20 protein-coding genes are annotated in these 20,026 nt (G+C 55.1%); 10 read left to right on the top strand and 10 right to left on the bottom strand.

The window, feature by feature from the left end; all coding sequences use genetic code 11:
• Positions 1-12 precede the first annotated feature (12 nt).
• The 7 genes from QSV34_RS03605 to phoR all read left to right on the top strand — a co-directional run bounded on the left by QSV34_RS03605 (position 13) and on the right by phoR (position 5,779).
• On the top strand, positions 13-294 hold the full coding sequence (locus tag QSV34_RS03605) for a hypothetical protein (protein WP_289152086.1): 282 nt from the start codon (positions 13-15) through the stop codon (positions 292-294).
• Positions 295-315: 21 nt separating this feature from the next.
• Complete coding sequence (gshA, locus tag QSV34_RS03600) at positions 316-1,926, top strand: glutamate--cysteine ligase (RefSeq protein WP_289152085.1); 1,611 nt, start codon at positions 316-318, stop codon at positions 1,924-1,926.
• A 6-nt stretch (positions 1,927-1,932) separates the two neighbouring features.
• Entirely contained in the window at positions 1,933-2,526 is a 594-nt protein-coding gene (locus QSV34_RS03595; protein WP_289152083.1) for an acyl carrier protein phosphodiesterase, read from the top strand.
• 85 nt (positions 2,527-2,611) lie between these two features.
• A complete protein-coding gene (locus QSV34_RS03590) occupies positions 2,612-3,133 on the top strand; it encodes a disulfide bond formation protein B (RefSeq protein WP_289152082.1) in 522 nt (173 codons plus the stop codon).
• A gap of 25 nt (positions 3,134-3,158) precedes the next feature.
• Positions 3,159-3,629, top strand: a complete 471-nt coding sequence (gene rsd / locus QSV34_RS03585) for a sigma D regulator (protein WP_289152080.1) — start codon at positions 3,159-3,161, stop codon at positions 3,627-3,629.
• 115 nt (positions 3,630-3,744) lie between these two features.
• Positions 3,745-4,449 carry a phosphate regulon transcriptional regulator PhoB gene (phoB, locus tag QSV34_RS03580; RefSeq protein WP_289152078.1) on the top strand — a complete coding sequence of 235 codons (705 nt, stop codon included), beginning with the start codon at positions 3,745-3,747 and terminating at the stop codon, positions 4,447-4,449.
• 43 nt (positions 4,450-4,492) lie between these two features.
• Positions 4,493-5,779, top strand: a complete 1,287-nt coding sequence (gene phoR, locus QSV34_RS03575; RefSeq protein ID WP_289152076.1) for a phosphate regulon sensor histidine kinase PhoR — start codon at positions 4,493-4,495, stop codon at positions 5,777-5,779.
• Between the two features lie 127 nt (positions 5,780-5,906).
• Here the strand turns inward: phoR and QSV34_RS03570 are convergent, their stop codons facing one another.
• Positions 5,907-7,193 (bottom strand): Glu/Leu/Phe/Val family dehydrogenase, encoded by a 1,287-nt coding sequence (locus tag QSV34_RS03570; RefSeq protein ID WP_289152074.1) that lies wholly within the window; start codon positions 7,191-7,193, stop codon positions 5,907-5,909.
• A 103-nt stretch (positions 7,194-7,296) separates the two neighbouring features.
• Between QSV34_RS03570 and QSV34_RS03565 the strand changes: the two genes are divergently transcribed.
• Entirely contained in the window at positions 7,297-8,433 is a 1,137-nt protein-coding gene (locus QSV34_RS03565; RefSeq protein ID WP_289152072.1) for a GNAT family N-acetyltransferase, read from the top strand.
• A 149-nt stretch (positions 8,434-8,582) separates the two neighbouring features.
• On the opposite strand, the gene QSV34_RS03560 is transcribed toward QSV34_RS03565, so the two are convergent.
• Genes QSV34_RS03560 through yaaA form a run of 4 tightly spaced genes read right to left on the bottom strand, consistent with a single transcriptional unit; the run spans position 8,583 to position 11,471 of the window.
• Positions 8,583-9,182, bottom strand: coding sequence for a DUF924 family protein (locus QSV34_RS03560; RefSeq protein ID WP_289152070.1), 600 nt, complete (start codon positions 9,180-9,182; stop codon positions 8,583-8,585).
• Complete coding sequence (locus QSV34_RS03555; RefSeq protein ID WP_289152068.1) at positions 9,182-10,090, bottom strand: 1-aminocyclopropane-1-carboxylate deaminase/D-cysteine desulfhydrase; 909 nt, start codon at positions 10,088-10,090, stop codon at positions 9,182-9,184. The genes QSV34_RS03560 and QSV34_RS03555 overlap by 1 nt, the downstream gene beginning before the upstream one ends.
• Before the next feature lie 5 nt (positions 10,091-10,095).
• A complete protein-coding gene (locus tag QSV34_RS03550) occupies positions 10,096-10,695 on the bottom strand; it encodes a DUF938 domain-containing protein (RefSeq protein ID WP_289152066.1) in 600 nt (199 codons plus the stop codon).
• Entirely contained in the window at positions 10,695-11,471 is a 777-nt protein-coding gene (gene yaaA, locus QSV34_RS03545; protein WP_289152065.1) for a peroxide stress protein YaaA, read from the bottom strand. Before yaaA ends, QSV34_RS03550 begins: the two co-directional genes overlap by 1 nt.
• A gap of 78 nt (positions 11,472-11,549) precedes the next feature.
• Here yaaA and QSV34_RS03540 point away from each other — a divergent pair, with 78 nt between their 5' ends.
• A complete protein-coding gene (locus QSV34_RS03540) occupies positions 11,550-12,845 on the top strand; it encodes a M48 family metallopeptidase (RefSeq protein WP_289152062.1) in 1,296 nt (431 codons plus the stop codon).
• A gap of 102 nt (positions 12,846-12,947) precedes the next feature.
• Positions 12,948-14,309 (top strand): tetratricopeptide repeat protein, encoded by a 1,362-nt coding sequence (locus QSV34_RS03535; RefSeq protein WP_289152060.1) that lies wholly within the window; start codon positions 12,948-12,950, stop codon positions 14,307-14,309.
• A 7-nt stretch (positions 14,310-14,316) separates the two neighbouring features.
• Here QSV34_RS03535 and QSV34_RS03530 read toward each other — a convergent pair whose 3' ends face one another.
• The 5 genes from QSV34_RS03530 to pstC all read right to left on the bottom strand — a co-directional run bounded on the left by QSV34_RS03530 (position 14,317) and on the right by pstC (position 19,976).
• The gene (locus QSV34_RS03530; RefSeq protein WP_289152058.1) at positions 14,317-15,420 is read right to left on the bottom strand and encodes a TonB family protein; all 1,104 of its coding nucleotides are present in this window, start codon (positions 15,418-15,420) and stop codon (positions 14,317-14,319) included.
• An 88-nt stretch (positions 15,421-15,508) separates the two neighbouring features.
• A complete protein-coding gene (phoU, locus tag QSV34_RS03525) occupies positions 15,509-16,210 on the bottom strand; it encodes a phosphate signaling complex protein PhoU (RefSeq protein ID WP_289152056.1) in 702 nt (233 codons plus the stop codon).
• A 166-nt stretch (positions 16,211-16,376) separates the two neighbouring features.
• A complete protein-coding gene (gene pstB, locus QSV34_RS03520) occupies positions 16,377-17,219 on the bottom strand; it encodes a phosphate ABC transporter ATP-binding protein PstB (RefSeq protein WP_502928985.1) in 843 nt (280 codons plus the stop codon).
• A 77-nt stretch (positions 17,220-17,296) separates the two neighbouring features.
• Complete coding sequence (pstA, locus tag QSV34_RS03515) at positions 17,297-18,589, bottom strand: phosphate ABC transporter permease PstA (protein WP_289152053.1); 1,293 nt, start codon at positions 18,587-18,589, stop codon at positions 17,297-17,299.
• Positions 18,582-19,976, bottom strand: coding sequence for a phosphate ABC transporter permease subunit PstC (gene pstC, locus QSV34_RS03510; protein WP_289152052.1), 1,395 nt, complete (start codon positions 19,974-19,976; stop codon positions 18,582-18,584). The genes pstA and pstC overlap by 8 nt, the downstream gene beginning before the upstream one ends.
• Positions 19,977-20,026: the final 50 nt, after the last annotated feature.

The following is a 20,026-nucleotide window of genomic DNA, read 5'->3' as shown; positions in this document are numbered from 1 at the left end:
GTTCGATCAATTATGACCGTGTTTATTTTGCAAAATCAGCATGGCCAATACCTGAATAAAGACGGCGAATGGGCATCCGGTAGCGAAGCCACCGCCCTGTTCCGCAGCCCTCACCACGACGTGGCCCTCAACCAGTTGGTAGAGGTGAACGCCAAGGACTATTCCCTGCGCGGCGCTGTGGTTACCTGCGAGCTGGATTCCAGAGGGCGCCCCCTATTGGCGCCCACAGACCAACAGCCAACTGAGGAAACCGAGGCCACCAGTGACGCTGAAGCAGAGCTGGTTACCAGCTAACCACATCTCAGGGAGCCTGTTTTGTCCAACGATTGCGAACTGCTGTCCGGCCAGCTGAAACAACGCCTGTCTCTGCTCAGCGAGCCCAACCACGAGTCCCTGTTGAGCGGTATTCGCCACGGCGTGGAAAAAGAGAGCCTGCGGGTAACACCTCAGGGCCAGTTGGCCTTAACGCCACACCCGGCCAGCCTCGGCTCTACCCTTACCCACCCCTCCATCACCACGGATTTTTCCGAGGCGCTGTTGGAGTTTATTACCGAGCCGGTTCACAGCCACCAGGCCACGCTGGACACTCTGGAGCAATTGCACCGCTACACTTACCGCCAGATAGGCGACGAGCTCCTGTGGGTCAACAGTATGCCCTGTGTGCTGGGGGCCGATGAGGATATTCCTGAAGCCCGCTATGGCACCTCCAACGTGGGTACCATGAAGCGCACCTACCGCATTGGCCTGGGGCACCGCTACGGTCGCCTGATGCAGACTATTGCCGGCATTCACTACAACTTTTCATTGCCCGATGAGCTGTGGCAAACCCTGCAACAGGCGGACGGCCACAGCGGTTCACTGCAAGATTACAAAACCGAAGGTTACCTGGGGCTGATTCGCAACTTCCGCCGCAACTTCTGGTTGCTGATGTACCTGTTTGGCGCCTCACCGGCGGTGTGCCGCAGCTTTGTCAGAAACCGCCCCCACAAACTGCAGCCCGTCGGGGCTGACAGCCACAGCCTGCACAGCCCCTTTGGCACCTCCTTGCGCATGGGTGATTTGGGCTACCAAAGCTCTGCTCAGGATTCCCTGGTGGTGTGCTACAACACGCTGGATCAGTACATACACACCCTGCGAGGAGCGCTCATCAAGCCTTACCCGGAATATGAGGGTATTGGCCTGAAAGATGCCAACGGCAGCTATCGGCAACTCAACACCCATATGCTGCAGATCGAAAATGAGTTCTACAGCCTGATCCGCCCCAAACGCACCACTCACTCCGGCGAGCCACCGGTGCGCGCCCTGTGGGAGCGGGGTATTGAGTACATCGAGGTGCGCTGTCTGGACTTGAACCCGCTGCTGCCAGTGGGCATCAGCGTCCAGCAAATGCGTTTTATCGACACCTTTCTGGTGATGTGCCTGCTGAGCGACAGCCCCACCACCTACACCGCCGAGTACTACGGAATCCTCGAAAACCAGCGCCGCATGGTGTATCGCGGCCGCGACCCGGAATTGACTCTGCTGCGCCATGAAACAGAGGTGCCGGTACGGCAATGGCAAGATGAGCTGCTGGCCGCCATGGCGCCGGTTGCCACGCTGTTGGACAATGCCAATGGCGGCAGTGACTACAGCGAGGCATTGGCGAGCTATGCCCAGTTGGCAGACAACCCTGATGCCGCTCCCTCAGCGCAATTGCTGGATGAAATGCGCAGCTCCGGCTCCACCTACTTCCAGTGCTCCCTGCAGCACGCCCGCCAGCACCGGGAATACTTTATGGATTCCCCTATGGACCCGGCAATGGAAGAACAGCTGCAGCAACAAGCCCGAGACTCCCTGGCCAAACAGCGGGAGATTGAAGCGGCGGATGAGATACCGTTCGACGAGTTTTTGGCCAATTACTACCGCGGCTGCGACTTCGAACTCTGACCAAAGATGAACTACCTGGCCCATATTCTTCTCTCTGGTAGCGACCCGGAGATAAAAATTGGTGGTTTGCTGGGGGATTTTGTCAAAGGCCCGTTACAGGGTGAGCTACCCCGGCGTATCGAGCAGGGCATTGCCCTGCATCGCGCCATCGACAGCTGGTTTGACCATCAACCGGAATTCATCGCGGCACGAGCGCGTTTTACAACGCCGTTCCGGCGCTTTGCCGGGATTGCCATTGACCTGAGTTACGACCACCTGCTGGCGCGCCGCTGGCAACACCATCACCACCAGCCACTCGCCCACTTCTGTGGCGAATTCTACGAGCAGCTGCGGAGTTATTACGCACAACTACCCCGGCGCGCACAAAAATTTGCCGACCATGCACCGCGCATCGAATTACTGGAAAGCTATGCCGCCAGCGGCGCCATTGAGCAGGCATTAGCGCGCATCAGCCTGCGTTTTCGCAGGCCTGTGGATTTGACTGAGGGTATGCCGCAGATTGAGCGACAACTGGCGGCAATGGAAACGGAATTCCAACAACTGTGGCCTCGGGCAGAACAGTTCGCCAGTGAAAAGCGCCGACAACTCGACGGGCGTTAACCAATCTTTACTCTGCCCGATTGCAGGTCAAAAGCGCTTTCTGCCATACTCGCCCCACTTTTTCACCAAGAAACACGGACGAGCAATGTCGATTAACCGTTTACCCAGTATCAGAACCTGTTTTCTGATTATCTTCCTGATCTGCTGCGGCCTGATGGCCACCGCGTTTTATATGCAGGAAGTCATGGAGCTGGAACCCTGTTACATGTGCATCCTGCAACGGGTTTTTGTAATCGCCACCGGCGTTGTGGCCCTGCTCGCTGCCGTACACAATCCAAGGCAGCTAGGGGTGCGTATCTATTCCCTGCTGACGGCAGCCATGGCGCTGACCGGCAGTTTCTTTTCCGGCAAACAGCTGTGGTTGCAAAGCCTGCCCAAAGACCACCCTTATATCCCCGACTGCGGCGCCTCCGTGGACTACCTGTTTCAAGTGGAATCTTTCACCACCGCCCTCAGCAAGCTGCTGCGTGGCGATGGCAACTGCGCCGAGGTGCAGTGGACCTTCCTGGGGCTGAGCATTCCCGGCTGGACGCTGGTCTGTTTTATTGGCCTGGCGGCTCTTGCCCTGTGGCAGATCTGTCGCAAGACCGATAAAATCAACTCCTGAATAAAAACAGACAAGAATCCAGACAATGTTAGAAGACTGCAAATCACTGCAAGAGCGCTGGGGCGGGGTGAGCAACATCATCGACCGCTGGCTGCAAAATCGTCAGGAGTTGTTGGTGGGCTACTGCGAACTGAGCAACGTACCTGAATTTGACAGTGGCAACCCGGAACACGGCAACCAATTGCAATCCCTGTGTGAAAACCTGGTGGATTACATTTCCGCCGGCCACTTTGAGGTGTATCAGCAGTTGATGGAGGAAGGCCGCGCCTTCGGCGACAAGGAGGCGCTCAGTGAAGCCAGCCAGCTGCTTACCGATGTACACCACGCCACCCAGGCAGCGCTGGATTTTAACGACAAATACCTGGCCACCGATGACCTGGAAACCCTGACTGTGGATTTATCACAACTGGGGGAATCACTGGCGGCGCGCTTTGAAATTGAAGACCGCATGATCGAAGTGCTGCACAACGCCCACCAAGAGCAAGTGAAAGGCTAACAGCCACAACCACTCCTCCTCAAAGCGCCCCATGACGAGGGCGCGCCACCCCTGTAATATTGCTGTCACACTGCCGTCATCTAATAGCACTGGTTTGTTATTTACAGGTGGAGTTATGCAACAGGCAACCATTCTCGTGGTGGACGATGAAGCCCCCATTCGCGACATGATTGTAATGGCACTGGAAGTGGCGGGTTATAACTGCCTGCAGGCCGCAAACGCCCAGGATGCCCACAGTCTGATCATTGATGAGCGCCCCGACCTGGTGTTGCTGGACTGGATGATGCCCGGCACCAGCGGCATTGAGCTGGTGCGCCGCCTCAAGCGCCAGGAACTGACCAACCGGCTGCCGGTGATCATGCTCACCGCCAAGTCCGACGAGGACAACAAAATCCAGGGCTTCGATTCCGGTGCCGACGACTACATCACCAAGCCCTTCTCGCCCCGCGAGCTTATCGCCCGCATCAAGGCACTGCTGCGCCGCAGCGGCCCGGAGGCACCGGAAGAACCCATTGCCATCGACGGCCTGTTGTTCGACCCCATCAGCCACCGGGTGAGCATCAACGATGTGCCGGTTTCCATGGGCCCCACTGAATACCGCCTGCTGGAATTCTTTCTGACCCACCAGGAGCGGGTGTACAGCCGCGACCAGATTCTCGACCACGTGTGGGGCGGCAATGTGTACATGGAGGAACGCACCGTCGACGTGCATATCCGCCGCCTGCGCAAAGCCCTGAGTGTTGATGGCCACGACCGTTTCATTCAAACTGTGCGCGGCGCCGGCTACCGCTTTTCCACCAAAGTAGCCGAACAGGGCTGACAACCACCTCCATTACCTTTCAGCACCTTGGGGAGTCCCCGGCTTGAAAAGAAGCCTGCACACCGAAATACAGCGCATTGTTCTGCTGCTGCTTGGCCTGTTGCTGTTTGGGTACTTCAACGGCCACCTGTTGATCACTCTGTTGCTGGGTTGCCTGGGGTACATCGCCTGGGGGTTTATCAAGATTCAGCAGATTTACCGCTGGCTCGACAACGGCGCCCGCGGCCTGCCGCCGGAAGCCAGCGGTGTGTGGGGCGATATGTCCGACAGCCTCTACCGGCTCCACAAACGGGTGTTGCGCAGCCACCACAACCTGCGATCCCTCACCATTCGCATTCAGAAGATCACCGACGCCCTCAGCGACGGCATCTTGATCCTCGACCGCAACCGCGCTCTGGAGTGGTGGAACCCCTGCGCCGAGCACCTGCTGTCATTGCAATCCGGAGACCGCTACCAACCCATCGTCAACCTGGTACGCGAGCCCCATTTTGTGGAGTTTATTCAACAGCAGGAGTTTGGCGAGGCGCTGGAAATTCGCGCCCCCGGCAGCATCACCCGCATCCTCGCCTGCAGTGCTGCAGCCTTTGGTGACGACGAAGTGGTGCTGGTAGTGCGCGATATCACGCGGCTGCGCAATCTGGAAGAAATGCGCAAGGAATTTGTCGGCAACATCTCCCACGAGCTGCGCACCCCGCTGACGGTAATTTCCGGCTACCTGGAAAACCTGACTCAGATGGGAGATATGCTGCCGGAGCCAGTCACCCGCGCCATGGGGCAAATGGGCCAGCAAACCAAGCGCATGCGCAGTCTGGCGGACGACCTGGTGATGCTGTCGAAGCTGGAATCCCTGGAACAGCATGCGGGTAAAAAAGTGGCTCCCCTGGAGCCCATGCTGGAACAGATTGTTACCGATGCTCAGGCTCTCAGCGAGGGCAAACACCAGATTACTCTGCACGGAGGCAAAGGCCTGGCTCTGCGCGGCAAGCGTTCGCAATTGCACAGCGCTATATCCAACCTGGCATTCAATGCCGTGCGCCACAACCCGGATGGCTGCGACATCGACATTCGCGTGGAAAACAACGACTCCGCCCTGCACATTGATGTGCGTGACAACGGCATTGGTATCGATCCGGCCCACTTGCCGCGCCTTACCGAGCGCTTTTACCGGGTAGACGCCAGCCGCACCTCCAGCTCTGGCGGCACCGGCCTGGGCCTGGCCATTGTCAAACACGTGATGCTGCGTCACGAGGGCTCACTGGAGATCGACAGCACCCTGGGCAAGGGCTCAGTATTCAGCTGCCGCTTTCCGAAAAATCGGGTGGTGGAGTAAATCTCGATTCCGTTCCCGTCATTGCGAGCGTAGCGAAGCAATCCAGAGTCTTTTAATTAACGCAAAGACTCTGGATTGCCGCGTCGCCCTGCGGGCTCCTCGCAATGACGGAGGCGTGGAAGCGAACTCACCCTTCTCCGTTCTGGAAGTACTCCTGAGTACCGTGACTGCTGATGGCTTTGGAGATACGTCGCAGGGCCACCGCATAGGCGGCATTGCGTAACGGCACGCCCTCGTCCTTATGCACCTGCCACATATTGTCGAAGGCTTCGGCGAGGGTCTCTTGCAAACGCTCACGCACCTGTTCCAATCCCCAGGCCCAGCCCTGACGGTTTTGTACCCATTCAAAGTAACTGACCACCACGCCACCGGCGTTGGCGAGTACATCGGGCAACACCTGTATGCCCTGCTGTTCCAACAGGGCATCAGCACCGCTGTCGATGGGGCCGTTGGCCACTTCCACAATCACCGGCGCCTTGATGCGGCTGGCATTGCTTTCGTTGATTACCCCCTCCAGAGCCGCCGGAATCAATAGATCCACATCCAGCTCCAGCAGCTCTTCATTGCTGATGCGCTGGTGTTCCTGCAGAGAGCAGACTGAACCCTCGCAGTACACCGCTTCCAGCTTGCGCTGCTCTTGCTTGTATTTATACAGGCTTTCCACATCAAAACCCTTTTCCGAATAGATGGCCCCCTGGGAGTCGCTGACCGCAACGATGCGGTAGCCATCAGCGTGCAACAGCCGCGCCACGTGGTAACCGGCGTTACCAAAGCCCTGCAGTGCCACACGAATATCGCCGGGGTTCCAGTTGAGCTTTTGCGCCAACTGGCGGGTAACCAGGTAGGCACCGCGACCGGTGGCTTCGTCCCGGCCCAGGCTGCCGCCCAATTCGATGGGCTTACCGGTAATCACCCCCGGTTCTTTTTGCCGCTTGATGCGCTCATACTCATCGGCCATCCAGCCCATGATGCGGGCGTTGGTGTACACGTCGGGGGCGGGAATATCCCGGCACGGGCCCACCACATCCACCATGGCACGCATATAACTGCGGGACAGGCGCTCCAGCTCCATGGGCGACAGGGATTTCGGATCCACGGTAACGCCACCCTTGCCGCCGCCGTAGGGGATATTGGCCAAGGAACATTTAATGGTCATCCACAGCGCCAGCGCCTGTACCTCCTCCACCGTCACACCGGGGTGGTAGCGAATACCGCCCTTGGTGGGCCCCAAGGCAGAGTTAAAGCGGCAGCGATGGCCCACAAATATCTCTGTGCGGCCGTTGTCCATGCGCACCGGCAAGGCGGCCGTCACGGTTTGCTCCGGGTAATTGAGGGTCTGCAGGACTTCCAAATCAATACCAGCTTCCATGCCCAGGCGGTTGAGACGAGACACCGCGTCTTTGAATACATCCATTGAATTGTTCTCCATCTTGGTTGTTATTAGGGTTAACCGGGTCTGGTTCGACCGCCAAGTATATGCAACGATCCAACCTTAAAACCAAATATAACCAGTTCTTGTGGAAATTAATTTTTACAACAGCATAGACCAATTTGCCGCCAGCGAATGGAATTCCCTGCTGGGTTGCGAATACCCATTCTTGCAGTACGACTTTTTGCAAGCACTGGAACACAGTGGCAGTGTGTGCCGCGACACTGGCTGGCAGCCCCGCCACATGGGCCTGACCGAAAACGGCCAAATCATCGCCGCCCTGCCCCTGTACGAGAAATACCACTCATGGGGTGAATATGTGTTCGACTGGAGCTGGGCCGACGCCTACCAGCGCCTCGATCTGCCCTACTACCCCAAGCTGCTGAGCGCCGTGCCCTTTACCCCCGCCACCGGCCCCAGAATACTATTGGCCCCTGGCGGAGACGCCGCTGTACGAATAACGGCGATCGCCGACGCCCTTCGCCAATACGCCAGCGCACACAGCTGCTCTGGAGTCCACCTGCTGTTCCCGGATTCCGGGCAGGACGAGTTACTAGGCGACATTGATTTTTTGCAGCGACGCAGCGGCACCCAGTTTCACTGGTTTAACCGCGGCTACAACCATTTCGATGATTTTCTCGCCGTCTTTAACGCCCGCAAGCGCAAAACATTGCGCAGCGAGCGCCGCAAAGTGGCGCAGCTCGGTCTGACAATTGAACGCGTTGAAGGGCCGCAAATTAGTGGCGAACTCTGGGATCAGTTCTACCCGCTGTATCACCGCACCTATCTGAAACGCAGCGGCGGAACTGGTTACCTGAACCGGGACTTTTTTCAGCGCATAGGCAGGGTAATGGCGGAACAGATTATGTTGGTGACCGCCCGTGGCGAGAATGGTGATCTGGTCGCTGCAGGGCTGTTTTTCCGCGACAGCGACACCCTGTACGGGCGCTACTGGGGCACAGCCCAGGAATTAGACGGCCTGCACTTTGAACTCTGCTACTACCAGGGCATTGAGTACGCCATTGAACAGGGCTTGCAACGCTTTGATGCCGGCGCCCAGGGCGAACACAAAATCCGCCGGGGTTTTGAGCCGGTAGAAACCTGCTCTTACCACTGGCTGGCAGATGGGCGTTTTAACGACGCTATCCGGGAATTTCTGGCGCAGGAAAAGGTGATGAATAAGCGTTATATGGAGGATGCGGGGCATTACTTACCTTATAAATAGTTACCCTATAAAGCATTACCTTATAAAGAGCTGCCTCATAAACAGTAAGTCTTCGTCATTGCGAGGAGCGTAGCGACGCGGCAATCTCCTAACTGTGGCGCCCTGTAGGCAAAGATTGCCACGGTCTTCAGCCTCGCAATGACGAACAATCAAAAGCTGCTGCCTGGCTGCCTTAAAAACTCCACTTCCTCAGCCGTCGATTCGCGACCCAATATTTTATTGCGGTGAGGGTAACGGCCAAAGCGTTCGATAATTACCCGGTGCTTTTCGGCAAAATCTACAAAACCAGCAAACAGTTTTTTATTTTCCTCTGGCGCCTCGTCGCGCAATTGTTCAAAGACCGCCACCGAGCGATTTTGCATTTTCATGGATTCTGCGTGTTCCAGAGGCATATAGAAAAACACCCGCTGAATGGGGCGCAACTTTTGATCAACCCCATTATCCATTCCCTCAAGGCAAAGCCTCAGCGCCATGGCATCCTGAGCAAATGCCCGAGGACTGTCGCGGTACATATTGCGAGAGAACTGGTCGAGTACAACAATAGCAGCCAAGGTACCCTCTGGCGCTGTCAGCCAGTCACGGTGTTCACCTCTGACAAGAGTCTGTAAATCTGCTTCAAAATTCTCTTGAATCTTTCGATCAACGTCGGCACTTTTGCCCCACCAAAGCCCGGACTGACGGCTGGCAACTTCTGCGTCGGTGCCACCGCCAAACCAGAAATCCAACACGTTGTGATAATCTTCCGCCATCAGCTACCTCGGAAATTTTCCAATTGGTGTGCCATGCCTCGCAACCCCTGCAGGCCGCCGCTGTGCAACGCGACAATTTTTGTGCCCGCCGGGAAAAAGCCGTCAGCAATCATATTAAACAAACCATAGAACATTTTTCCGGTGTACAACGGTTCCAGAGGAATGTCGCAGTGCATCTGCCACTCGTCCAGAAAATCGATTAATTCCCGGTTAAGTTTGCCAAAACCACCGCAGTGATAGTTGTGAAGAATGCGCCAATTTTTTTCATTGATATCGTCGGGTAACCAGGCACGAATGTCCGATTCCAATTTATGATTATTCTTAACCGCAGAGAACCCCAAAACTGTTGTTCGCTCACTGACGCCGGCAATTAACCCCGCCATGGTTGCCCCGGTACCGCAGGCGGCACACAGGTAATCAATGCCCTCAACCTGGCGGGCAATGTCCTCACCCAGCTCAGCACAGCCTTTTATCGCCAGCGGATTGGCGCCACCTTCGGGTATCAAATAACCATTTGCCACCGATGCCATTAACTGCTGACAAAAATCGCGATCATGGCGGCGGCGGTAGTCGCTGTAACTCAGCGAATGCAATGCCATACCCCAATCGCTGGCATCCTGAAGTGTGGCGTTTAGCGGCACAGGCAACGGCCCACGAACAAAACCCAAAGTTTTCAAACCAGATTCTTTACCGGCGTAAGCCAAGGCATGAAGGTGATTCGACCAGGCACCGCCAAAGCTGGCTACGGTTTCAAAACCCTGCTCTTTCGCGTAAGCCAGGTTGTATTTCAGTTTATGGTATTTGTTACCAGATATTTGTGGGTGGCTGAGGTCTTCGCGTTTCACCCAAAGAGATAATTTTTTTGCCGCTAACAGCGGATGATTTACTCTGTGTACAGGCGTATTCACGCTCACTAGCCACTGTGTTTTTCAAACACCAACAAGCGGTTATTGGCCGGCATTTCATAGTCATCTACCAGTTTCATTTGCCGCTTTTCTGCCAGCTCATTAATTGATTCAAAATCGCGAATAGCTCGATGCGGCGCTTGCTCTTTTAGCCAGACATCAAAGCTGGCATTGCTTTCGCTGGTGTATTGGCCGTTGTAATTAAACGGCCCGTAAATACAAAAGCGGCCGCCGGGTTGTAGAATTTTTCCCACACGGGCAAACAGGTTTTGGACACTTTGCCAAGACATGATGTGGCAGGTGTTGGCAGTAAATACGCCATCGATATCTTCCAGATTCCACTTGGGCATATCCGCATCCAACAACAATGGCCGATACAGATTGTCGCTGGGGCATTCGTCAATCCAATGGTTGATACCACTGTGGTTGTCTGGCAGATCGCTGGTATGCCATTGCAAGTGCGGCAATTGTGGCGCAAAAAATACCGCGTGCTGGCCGGTTCCGCTGCCCACCTCCAATACCTTTTTGCTTTGCGCAAAGACTTCTTTCAGAACGTCAAGAATTGGAGATTTGTTATTTTCACAGGCTTGAGAAAATGGTTTATCCATTATTGCGGCTCATCTCTGAGGAAGACCCAGGTATTACCTTTTGATTGCTCCGGACTGTAGTAATAGCCCGCCGTATCAAAGCCTTTAATCTCTTCAGGGTTTTTCAAACGATTTTTAATAATATAAGCGCTCATCAGGCCACGGGCTTTCTTGGCGTAAAAGCTGATCATTTTGTACTGGCCATTTTTAAAATCTTTAAACGCTGGAGTGATAATTTCTGCGTTTAAGGACTTTGTATTGACCGCTTTAAAATATTCATTGGATGCCAGATTGATCAACACCGGCTTTTTCTCCGACGCCAGCTCTTGATTCAGGGCATCTGTCAACGCATCACCCCAGAACTCATAAAGATTCTTGCCACCTTGATTGGCGAACTTGGTGCCCATTTCCAGGCGGTACGGCTGGATTAAATCCAGCGGCTTTAACAGCCCGTAAAGCCCAGAGAGAATACGCAGATGCTTTTGTGCCCAATTGAAATCGTGCTGGGTGAAACTCTCCGCATCCAGCCCGGTGTACACATCCCCCTTGAAGGCCAGCAACGCCTGCTTGGCATTCTTTTCGGTGAAGGGGCGCTTCCAGCTTTGGAAGCGGTCGTAGTTCAGCTGGCCGATCTTGTCACTCACTTTCATCAGTGCGCTGATATCCTGGGGTGCCAGCTGACGCAGCTCGCCAATCAATTTGGCGGAACGGGCCAGGAACTCCGTCTGACTGTGTTTGTTGGCCTTGGAGGGAGTTTCAAAATCCAGGGTCTTGGCGGGTGAAATAATTATGTGCATATTTTTACCTTTGGCGGCTTTATAGGCGCTAGAATTGAAAATGATTATACGGCCAAATCCATAGAAAAGGGTTACCAGATGCTGCCACGTCACTGCCTTCTCGTCCTGTTACTCACAACCCTGTTTACTACCGGCTGCGCGGTTAATCCCGTCACCGGCAAAAAAGAGTTGTCATTCCTTTCCGTTCAGCAAGAGATACAAATCGGCCAGCAGCAATACCGACCGCAGCTGCAATCTCAGGGAGGGCGCTACTATGTGGACAACGAGTTGCAGTTTTATATCAACGAGGTCGGCCAGCGGCTCGCCAAAGTCAGCGACCAACCGGGTCTGCCCTACGAATTTACTGTACTCAACAGCTCCGTGCCCAATGCCTGGGCACTACCCGGCGGCAAAATCGCCATCAATCGCGGTTTGCTCAGCTATCTGGAAGACGAATCACAGCTGGCGGCGGTACTCAGCCATGAGATTGTCCACGCTGCCGCTCGCCATACGGCCGCACGCCTCAGCCAACAGCAGTTACTGCAGGCTGGATTGGCCGTGGCCGGTGGTTTTGCCAAAGACACACAATACCAAGGGGCACTGTCTCAATGGGGAGGCCTTGGCGCCTCCGCATTGCTGGCACGTTACGGTCGCGATGACGAATTGGAATCGGACGAATACGGCATGCTTTATATGAAGCGTGCCGGCTACGATCTGCAGGGGGCAGTGGAGTTGCAACAGGTGTTCGTGCGTTTGTCCCAAGGACGTCGCAATGACCCCATATCCGCCCTGTTTGCCAGCCACCCACCGTCACAACAGCGGGTAGATGCCAACAAGCAACACGCCGTGCGCCTGGGGGCCGGGGGCAACCGATATCGCAGCCGTTACCAACGGGCGATTGCTCAAATCAAGAAAGACGCTCCAGCTTACAAAGCCGCCAGCGAGGCACAGGCTTTGTTACAACAGAAAAAACCAAGGGAAGCATTGCAAAAACTCGACCGCGCCGTGGCCCTGCAGCCAGCAGAAAGTGAGTTTTGGGAGTTGCGCGGCATTGCCTGGGAAATGCAAAACAACCTGGCCAATGCGGAAAAATCCTACACCACCGCCATTGGCAAAAACCCCGCCTATTTCAAACCTCACATTCTGCGCGGCCTGGCGCGCTTGCAACAGAATGAGGCCGCTGCTGCGGAAAAGGATCTGCTAGCCAGTTACCGCATTCTGCCCACGCTGACCGCTAGTTATTACCTGGGTGAATTCGCCTATCAACGGCGGAATTACAGCGCAGCACGCAAATATTTTCAGGAAGCAGCTCAGGGGAATGGCGATCTGTCGCAAAAAGCCCGCCAGCGCATTACCGAGATGCAGCCGCCTGCGCAGCAGCAAACTCAACCCTGAATACCGCCCTCAAGCCCGCCCTGACATTGAGAACCTGTTCAGCTTCAATTCAGCTTGGCCGACATACACTGTACTACCGATAACAAAAAGTGGTGCAGAACCATGGGCAAACCTCTCGTTTTGATTTTAGCCGCTGCCCTGTGCAGCGGCTGTGCGTACAACAACGCCATTAACCGCGGAGACCAACAGTTCAGCGGCGGCAATTACGAACGCGCCGTTGAGGCCTATCAACAAGCGCTGATCAAAAAGCCGGAATCCGTTAAAGCTCAGCAGAAGCTGGCTATTGCCCAACAGAATCTCGCCATATGGAGCGATCAGATCAACGCCGCGGCCAACAGCGCCGATAAGCGCAACCTCTCCGCGCTGGCGGCGGCACTGCACCAAAAACAGGCACAGCTAAATGGCGATAAAACAGCAGGCACTCGTGCCGCTCAGCTACGCCGCCAGCTCAGCATCCGCTACACGCCGCTGCTCTTTGTGCAGGGCAACCCCAGACTGCTGAGCAATATCACTGCTCCGTCGCAACCGTTTCGCGCCGGGCAAAGCAACCACCTGTCTCTGCGCGTAACCGCCAGCAAACCCAACTTTTCTACGGAAGAATTCGACGCCACCGGCAGCCACGAATACATCAGCGGCACCATCACCCGCAGCAACCCGGATTACCTGAACCTGCAGGACGAATTGCAAATCCTCAGCCACAAAATTGGCCAACTGCAGGATAAGCAGCACTACCTGCACCAGGATATTGCCAGTAAAGAGCGCCAGCTGGCGAAGCACAAAGGCGCTCTGGAAGAACAGCGCCGCAACCTGCAAACAGCCACCCCTGACACGCCGCAATACAACGCTATCCAGCAGCGCATTAAAGAGTTGAAACAAGCGGTGCGCCACAGCAAACAACAGCTGGCCTCACTGCGTGAAGATTACGATCACATTCACCGTAAAATTGATGCCCGCAATCAGGATTACCATCATCTGGAAGACGACCTGGTCGCCACGCCAACAGAAGTGATTGAAGACGTTTACGCCACCTACGAATATCCCATGGTAGAAGTGGTGCAAACCGCCACCCTGACTTTGAACTTTAGCCAGGGCGAGCAACGAGACAGCGCCGACGTGCTCTACCGCTACAACGATCAGGTGTACAGCGGCAATCCGCGTGCCGACTTGAGCGAAAACCCACGAGAGCCCCTAAGCCGCCCGGAAATGCGTGAGAGTTTGATGGAAAACGCCGCCCAACGGGTTGCCGAGCAAGCGGCGTTAGTAGCGGCAGATTATCGTCAGGCATTGCTGGATGACGCCATGCAACAACCGGATCAACAAGGGAAGCTGGACAAGTTAATTCGCTACGCCCTGAGTAGCGACCAACCCCCGGAGCCGCACATTCGTCAATTGACCAATCGCTTATTGCGGGCGGAGTTTGGTAACGGAGGGACACTGGATATTCAGCAACTTTTGAAATACTAAAAAACGGTTACTTTGCCAACTTGAAGGTGTACTGATAAGTCACCCCAAGAGTATCCACTGGCTGACCATTTTCAAACCTGGGGGTAAAACGCATATCACCCACCACATCAAGCGCCGCCTTGCCAAAAGACGGGCTGCCGACGGTTTCGATGACTTCCGGATCAACCGCAAACCCGTTCTTATCGATGGTTAAACTCAGAATCGCATAACCCTCCCGACCACTGTGAAGGGCGCCCGCCGGGTACTTGGGGCTTTTTCTGAATATGGGCCGTGCTTTTTGACTGGCATCCCACGGGGTGGCCTTACCAATCGCCTGACAATGTGTATTGGCTTTTCCCCGCTCCCCCAGACGCTCATACACCTCCACCAAAAAAGCGCGGGTGGTCAATTCAATCTTGTACTCCGGCTTGTCGGGGATATCAAAAGCGGGCAGAGCCGCTTCCAATAATTTCTGCGCTGCTCGGTATCTTTTCTGGGCCATTTTCAATTTAGCCAGATAAAACGCTGACATCCCTGTTTGTATATCTTGAGCGCCTGAATTTTCAGTAAACAGCTTGTAGGCCTTTTCAAGGTATTTCCTGGAGTGTGGAGTCTGCGCAAATTCCAGCAACCACACGCCAATATCGTAATTTAATTGCGCCACAACAACAGACGATTCCCCTTCTTGTTGTTTGGCAATTTTCAATGCACGCCGATAGTATTTTTGATTCGCGTATTGAAAATGCTTTTGATTAGCATGCCCCAACTCCATCAGAGTATCGATCAGCGTTAAGGAGCCTTTGCCGTGGATCTGCTCAAAAATTTTTAAGGCGCGGTTTAAATGTGTCTTCGCCTCCTGGAATCTTTCAGCTTTTCTCAGATAAAAACCGACGTTGTGATTAAGAACCGCTAGAACTTCACTACCTTCTGGATAAACCTGCTTTCCCAGCTCAAGGACTTGTAAAGCCAGCTTTAAGGTAGAAGCTGAGTTCTGTTGTTCGGCTTTTTTAAACGCTTTGTAACTGGCGGAAAACTGTTTTTTCAGGTCTGCTTCAGGGGTTTCCGCAAAGCAAGGGAACGCGATTAAGGTCAGAATCAGGGCAGGCAGTGCGAGGAATAATTTCCTTTTCATTGTTAACTCCCATAAAAAAACGCTTTGCCATCCTACAACGGCAAAGCGTTTTTTTGCAATCCACTGGTCGTGTCAGCGAGTTCAGCCCTTATGCCTGAGCTTCATCCAGGTTTCCATGGCGAATGTCTTTGCCCTTCACCAGGTAAACCACCTGCTCGCAGATATTCTTTGAGTGGTCACCGGCCCGTTCCAGGGCGCGCAGGGTCCACATGATGTTCATCACTCGAGTGATGCTGCGGGGGTCTTCCATCATGTAGGTAACCAGTTCGCGCAGGGCGCTTTTGTAATCCATATCTACTTGGCGATCTTCTGCCAAAGTATCGAGGGCGGCGTCCACATCGTAGCGGGCAAATGCGTCGAGGGATTTGTTAAGCATGGCGCAAACGCTGTTAGCGATGTGGCGGATTTCCACATAGCCGCGTGGGGCGGTGCCTTCTTCGCTGAGGTTGATAGCCATTTTGGCAACCCGATGAGCTTCGTCACCGATGCGCTCCAAATCGCACACGGCCTTGCTCACCGCCATTACCATGCGCAGATCGCTGGCGGCGGGTTGGCGGCGGGCAATCAGCAGGGTGCAGGCCTCGTCGATCTCCATTTCCATTTTGTCGATCTCGGCTTCTTCCTCCAGTACCTTATCGGCGAGAGAGGAGTCGGCGTGTTCCAGAGCGCGCACGGAATCCTGCAGCTGTTGCAGTACCGAGCCACCCATCTCCAGCATGCGGGTTTTTACCTGCTCAAGCTCGTCGTTAAATTCCTGGGATATGTGTTGGTCAAATTGCATGCTAGCCATTGTTCATTTTCCTGAAAGTCTGAGTCGAATGTCGCGTCATTAATGCGATTTTCCGTCATTCCCGCGCAGGCGGGAATCCATGTATTTCGGAGCTTCGATCTCTATGGATCCCCGCCTTCGCGGGGATGACAGACTAAAGTAAACGTTATTTCTGTCTAAATCCTTGTTAGCCAAAACGGCCAGTAATGTACGCCTCGGTGAGTTCGTGCTCCGGCGAGGTAAATACTTTTTCAGTGTCGTTCACTTCTACCAAATGCCCCAGGTGGAAGTAGGCGGTACGCTGGCTGACCCGCGCTGCCTGCTGCATGGAGTGGGTAACAATGGCGATGGTGTAGTTTTCGCGCAGCTCGGCAATCAGCTCTTCGATGCGGGCGGTGGCAATGGGGTCCAATGCGGAACAGGGTTCGTCCATCAGGATCACTTCCGGGCTCACCGCAATGGCGCGGGCGATACACAGGCGCTGCTGCTGACCACCGGACAGGCCGGTACCGGGAGAGTGCAGGCGATCTTTTACTTCGTCCCACAAGCTGGCGCGGCGCAGGCTGTTTTCAACAATCTCATCCAATTCGCCACGGCGACTGGCCAGGCCGTGCAGGCGCGGGCCATAGGCAACGTTGTCGTAAATGGACTTGGGGAACGGGTTGGGCTTCTGAAACACCATGCCGATGCGGGCGCGCAGGGCCACCACGTCCATCTTCTTACTGTAAATATCTGAACCATCAAGGGTTAGCTCACCAGAAACCCGGCAGCCTTCTACGGTATCGTTCATGCGATTGAGGCAGCGCAGGAAGGTGGACTTACCGCAACCGGACGGGCCGATCATGGCGATCACCTGATTTTTGCCAATGTCCAGATCGACGCCAAAAATCGCCTGCTTGTCGCCGTAAAAAACATCGGTATTGCGCACCGACATTTTGGCATCTTCCATCAACGGTTCGCCCACGGTTTCGCCGTGTTCGATGTCGCGCACCACCTGAGATTCAGTGCGCTCGGTTTTGCTGATCAGCATTTCACCGGCCTGTTCTGTTGCTATGCTTGTCATGGCATTCTACCTAAGTGTGTAACCGTTATATCCAGCTCGTTGGCTTACCAACGGCGCTCCAGGCGTTTGCGCAGGAACACCGCCAGGGTATTCATGGCGATCAGGAACGCCAGCAGCACCATAATGGCCGCTGAGGTTTTTTCCACAAACGCTCGCTCCGGGCTGTCTGCCCACAGGTAAATCTGTACCGGCAATACAGTGGCCGGGTCGTTGATGGCACCGGGCACATCCACCACAAAGGCCACCAGGCCAATCATCAACAATGGTGCGCTCTCACCCAGTGCCTGGGCCATACCAATAATAGACCCTGTCAGCATACCCGGCATGGCCAGCGGCAATACATGGTGCAATACCACCTGCATGGGCGACGCACCCATGCCCATGGCCGCCTGGCGGATGGAGGGCGGCACCGCTTTAATGGCGGCGCGGCTGGAAATAATAATGGTGGGCAGAGTCATCAAGGTCAGCACCAGGCCCGCCACAATGGGTGTGGAGCGCGGGGTGTGGAAAAAATTGATAAACACCGCCAGGCCCAGCAAGCCGAAGATAATAGAAGGCACTGCCGCCAGGTTGTTGATATTGACCTCAATCAGGTCAGTCCACTTGTTTTTTGGGGCAAATTCTTCCAGATAAATAGCCGCCGCCACACCGATGGGGAACGACAACACCAGGGTAATCAGCAAGGTAAAGAACGAGCCCTTGGCTGCGCCCCAGATACCTGCTAGCTCCGGCTCCCTGGAGTCGCCTCGGGTAAAGAAGTTGATGTTGAACTTCAGCTCGATCTCATCGGCATCCACCAGCGATTTGGTCCAGGCACGCTGCTTGTCACTGGTGGCGCCAATAAACTCTTCACCGCCAATGGTTTTGTAGTAGGTGTCGATGTCGTCGTCAGCCAGTAACCACAGAGTTTCGGTTTTACCCAACAATTGCGGGTCAGCCGTGAGCTGCTTGCGCAGCTCAAAGGCCGCACCCAGACTGGCCAGTTGATAGAGCTCTTTTTTGTCTTTGCGGCTGGAAACTTCCGGGAAGCGATTGCGCAGTGCCTGCTTGACCACACCCTCGAAGTTGGCCAGCGCCATCTGATCTTCGTCGTTGACGTCGTACACCCCCAGCACGTCGGAGTCGTAGGTGACTTCCAACTGAATGTAGGACTGCAAAAATGCGCCCTTGCCCTTGCTGATAATGTCGGTAAACAGAACCACCAATGCCAGTAGGCCAAAGCCAATAGACAGCATGCCATACAGGCGGAAGCGCTTTTCCGCACGGTAACGCCGGGCCAGGGTCTTGTTGACCTTGTCGATGGTGCTCTCGACGGGAGCCTTTGCTTGATCAGTCATATTGCTCTCGATATTTCTTCACAGTGCGCAGGGCGAACAGGTTCAACAGTAGGGTGACAACGAACAGCATCAAGCCCAGTGCAAAGGCCGCCAGGGTTTTCGGGCTATCGAACTCCTGGTCGCCGATCAGCAGGGTGACGATCTGTACGGTCACGGTGGTTACTGTATCCAGCGGGTTGGCGGTCATATTGGCGGCCAGGCCGGCGGCCATCACCACAATCATGGTTTCACCGATGGCGCGGGATACCGCCAACATAACGCCGCCGACAATACCCGGCAGCGCCGCCGGGAAAATCACTTTTTTGATGGTTTCCGACTTGGTGGCACCCAGCCCCAGGGAGCCGTCGCGCATGCTTTGCGGCACCGCGGTAATGACGTCGTCTGCTAGGGAAGAGACAAACGGGATAATCATAATGCCCATCACACCACCGGCAGCCAGAGCGGATTCCGATGACACATCCAGGCCCATGGATTCACCCAGTTCCCGCAAAAACGGCGCTACCGTCAGGGCGGCGAAGAAGCCATATACCACCGTGGGAATACCGGCGAGAATTTCCAGCAGTGGCTTGGCGGTACTGCGCACTCTGGGGTTGGCGTATTCCGCCAGGTAGATGGCAGACATCAAACCCACTGGCACCGCTACCACCATGGCGATAAAGGAAATCAGCAAGGTGCCTACGAACAGTGGCACCGCACCAAAGCTACCGGAAGCTCCCGCCTGGTCGGCGCGAATGGCGATTTGCGGGCTCCACTCAGTGCCGAAGATAAAACCGGTAATGGTCACTTCGTCGAAGCTGAAAAAACGGATGGTCTCAAACACCACCGAGAAGACAATTCCCAGGGTGGTAAGAATGGCGATACAAGCACAGGCCAGCAGGGTGCTCTTGAAAACCACCTCTACCTGATTGCGGGCTTTCAGCTTCGGCGAAACCCGGCGCCAACCCCACAAACCACCCAGAACCGCCAATGACAAGATGGCCGCCGTCAGTACCCACTGGGCAGTTTCCCGCAAGCCATTGAGACGATCAGCAGCGGCACTCAGCGCTTGCTCATCGGCACCGGCGGCGAGCGCCCCGGAAGCAATGTTTTCAATACGGTTGAGCAACAGGTTCTGATCCGCCACCGTTTGCGGCTGAATGGCTTCCGGCAGGCCAGACAACACCACGTTGGTGATGATCGGCTCGTCGAATAACGCCCACAGCGCCAGCAGAATCAGCGACGGCACGCAGCACCAAATGGCGGTTTGAGCGCCGTAATAAAACGGCAGCGAGTTGAGATGGCGAATGCCACCCAGCGGCTTTGCCAGCGCAAACGAGCGGCCGCGCCCCATGTAGTAGGCAATACCTACCATGGCAAGCAACACGATAATCAAGTTAGCAGTTTGCATAGTCTGTTCTGCTTCCGGTTGAGTTCTTCTTCCTCAGCACAGTGATATTG

It is taken from the genome of Porticoccus sp. W117, assembly GCF_030341905.1.
Classification (GTDB): Bacteria; Pseudomonadota; Gammaproteobacteria; order Pseudomonadales; family Porticoccaceae; genus SCSIO-12696.
The sequence above is the reverse complement of the archived record's forward strand: the minus strand, read 5'-3'. Positions and strand labels throughout refer to the sequence as shown.

What these genes read in the sequence shown, in the direction of transcription:
- QSV34_RS03605 (WP_289152086.1), top strand. Translation starts at nt 13, where the DNA reads ATGACCGTGTTTATTTTGCAAAATCAGCATGGCCAATACCTGAATAAA.
- QSV34_RS03595 (WP_289152083.1), top strand. Translation starts at nt 1,933, where the DNA reads ATGAACTACCTGGCCCATATTCTTCTCTCTGGTAGCGACCCGGAGATA.
- QSV34_RS03590 (WP_289152082.1), top strand. Translation starts at nt 2,612, where the DNA reads ATGTCGATTAACCGTTTACCCAGTATCAGAACCTGTTTTCTGATTATC.
- rsd (WP_289152080.1), top strand. Translation starts at nt 3,159, where the DNA reads ATGTTAGAAGACTGCAAATCACTGCAAGAGCGCTGGGGCGGGGTGAGC.
- phoB (WP_289152078.1), top strand. Translation starts at nt 3,745, where the DNA reads ATGCAACAGGCAACCATTCTCGTGGTGGACGATGAAGCCCCCATTCGC.
- QSV34_RS03570 (WP_289152074.1), bottom strand. Translation starts at nt 7,193, where the DNA reads ATGGATGTATTCAAAGACGCGGTGTCTCGTCTCAACCGCCTGGGCATG.
- QSV34_RS03560 (WP_289152070.1), bottom strand. Translation starts at nt 9,182, where the DNA reads ATGGCGGAAGATTATCACAACGTGTTGGATTTCTGGTTTGGCGGTGGC.
- QSV34_RS03550 (WP_289152066.1), bottom strand. Translation starts at nt 10,695, where the DNA reads ATGGATAAACCATTTTCTCAAGCCTGTGAAAATAACAAATCTCCAATT.
- yaaA (WP_289152065.1), bottom strand. Translation starts at nt 11,471, where the DNA reads ATGCACATAATTATTTCACCCGCCAAGACCCTGGATTTTGAAACTCCC.
- QSV34_RS03540 (WP_289152062.1), top strand. Translation starts at nt 11,550, where the DNA reads ATGCTGCCACGTCACTGCCTTCTCGTCCTGTTACTCACAACCCTGTTT.
- QSV34_RS03535 (WP_289152060.1), top strand. Translation starts at nt 12,948, where the DNA reads ATGGGCAAACCTCTCGTTTTGATTTTAGCCGCTGCCCTGTGCAGCGGC.
- QSV34_RS03530 (WP_289152058.1), bottom strand. Translation starts at nt 15,420, where the DNA reads ATGAAAAGGAAATTATTCCTCGCACTGCCTGCCCTGATTCTGACCTTA.
- phoU (WP_289152056.1), bottom strand. Translation starts at nt 16,210, where the DNA reads ATGGCTAGCATGCAATTTGACCAACACATATCCCAGGAATTTAACGAC.
- pstB (WP_502928985.1), bottom strand. Translation starts at nt 17,219, where the DNA reads ATGCTGATCAGCAAAACCGAGCGCACTGAATCTCAGGTGGTGCGCGAC.
- pstA (WP_289152053.1), bottom strand. Translation starts at nt 18,589, where the DNA reads ATGACTGATCAAGCAAAGGCTCCCGTCGAGAGCACCATCGACAAGGTC.
- pstC (WP_289152052.1), bottom strand. Translation starts at nt 19,976, where the DNA reads ATGCAAACTGCTAACTTGATTATCGTGTTGCTTGCCATGGTAGGTATT.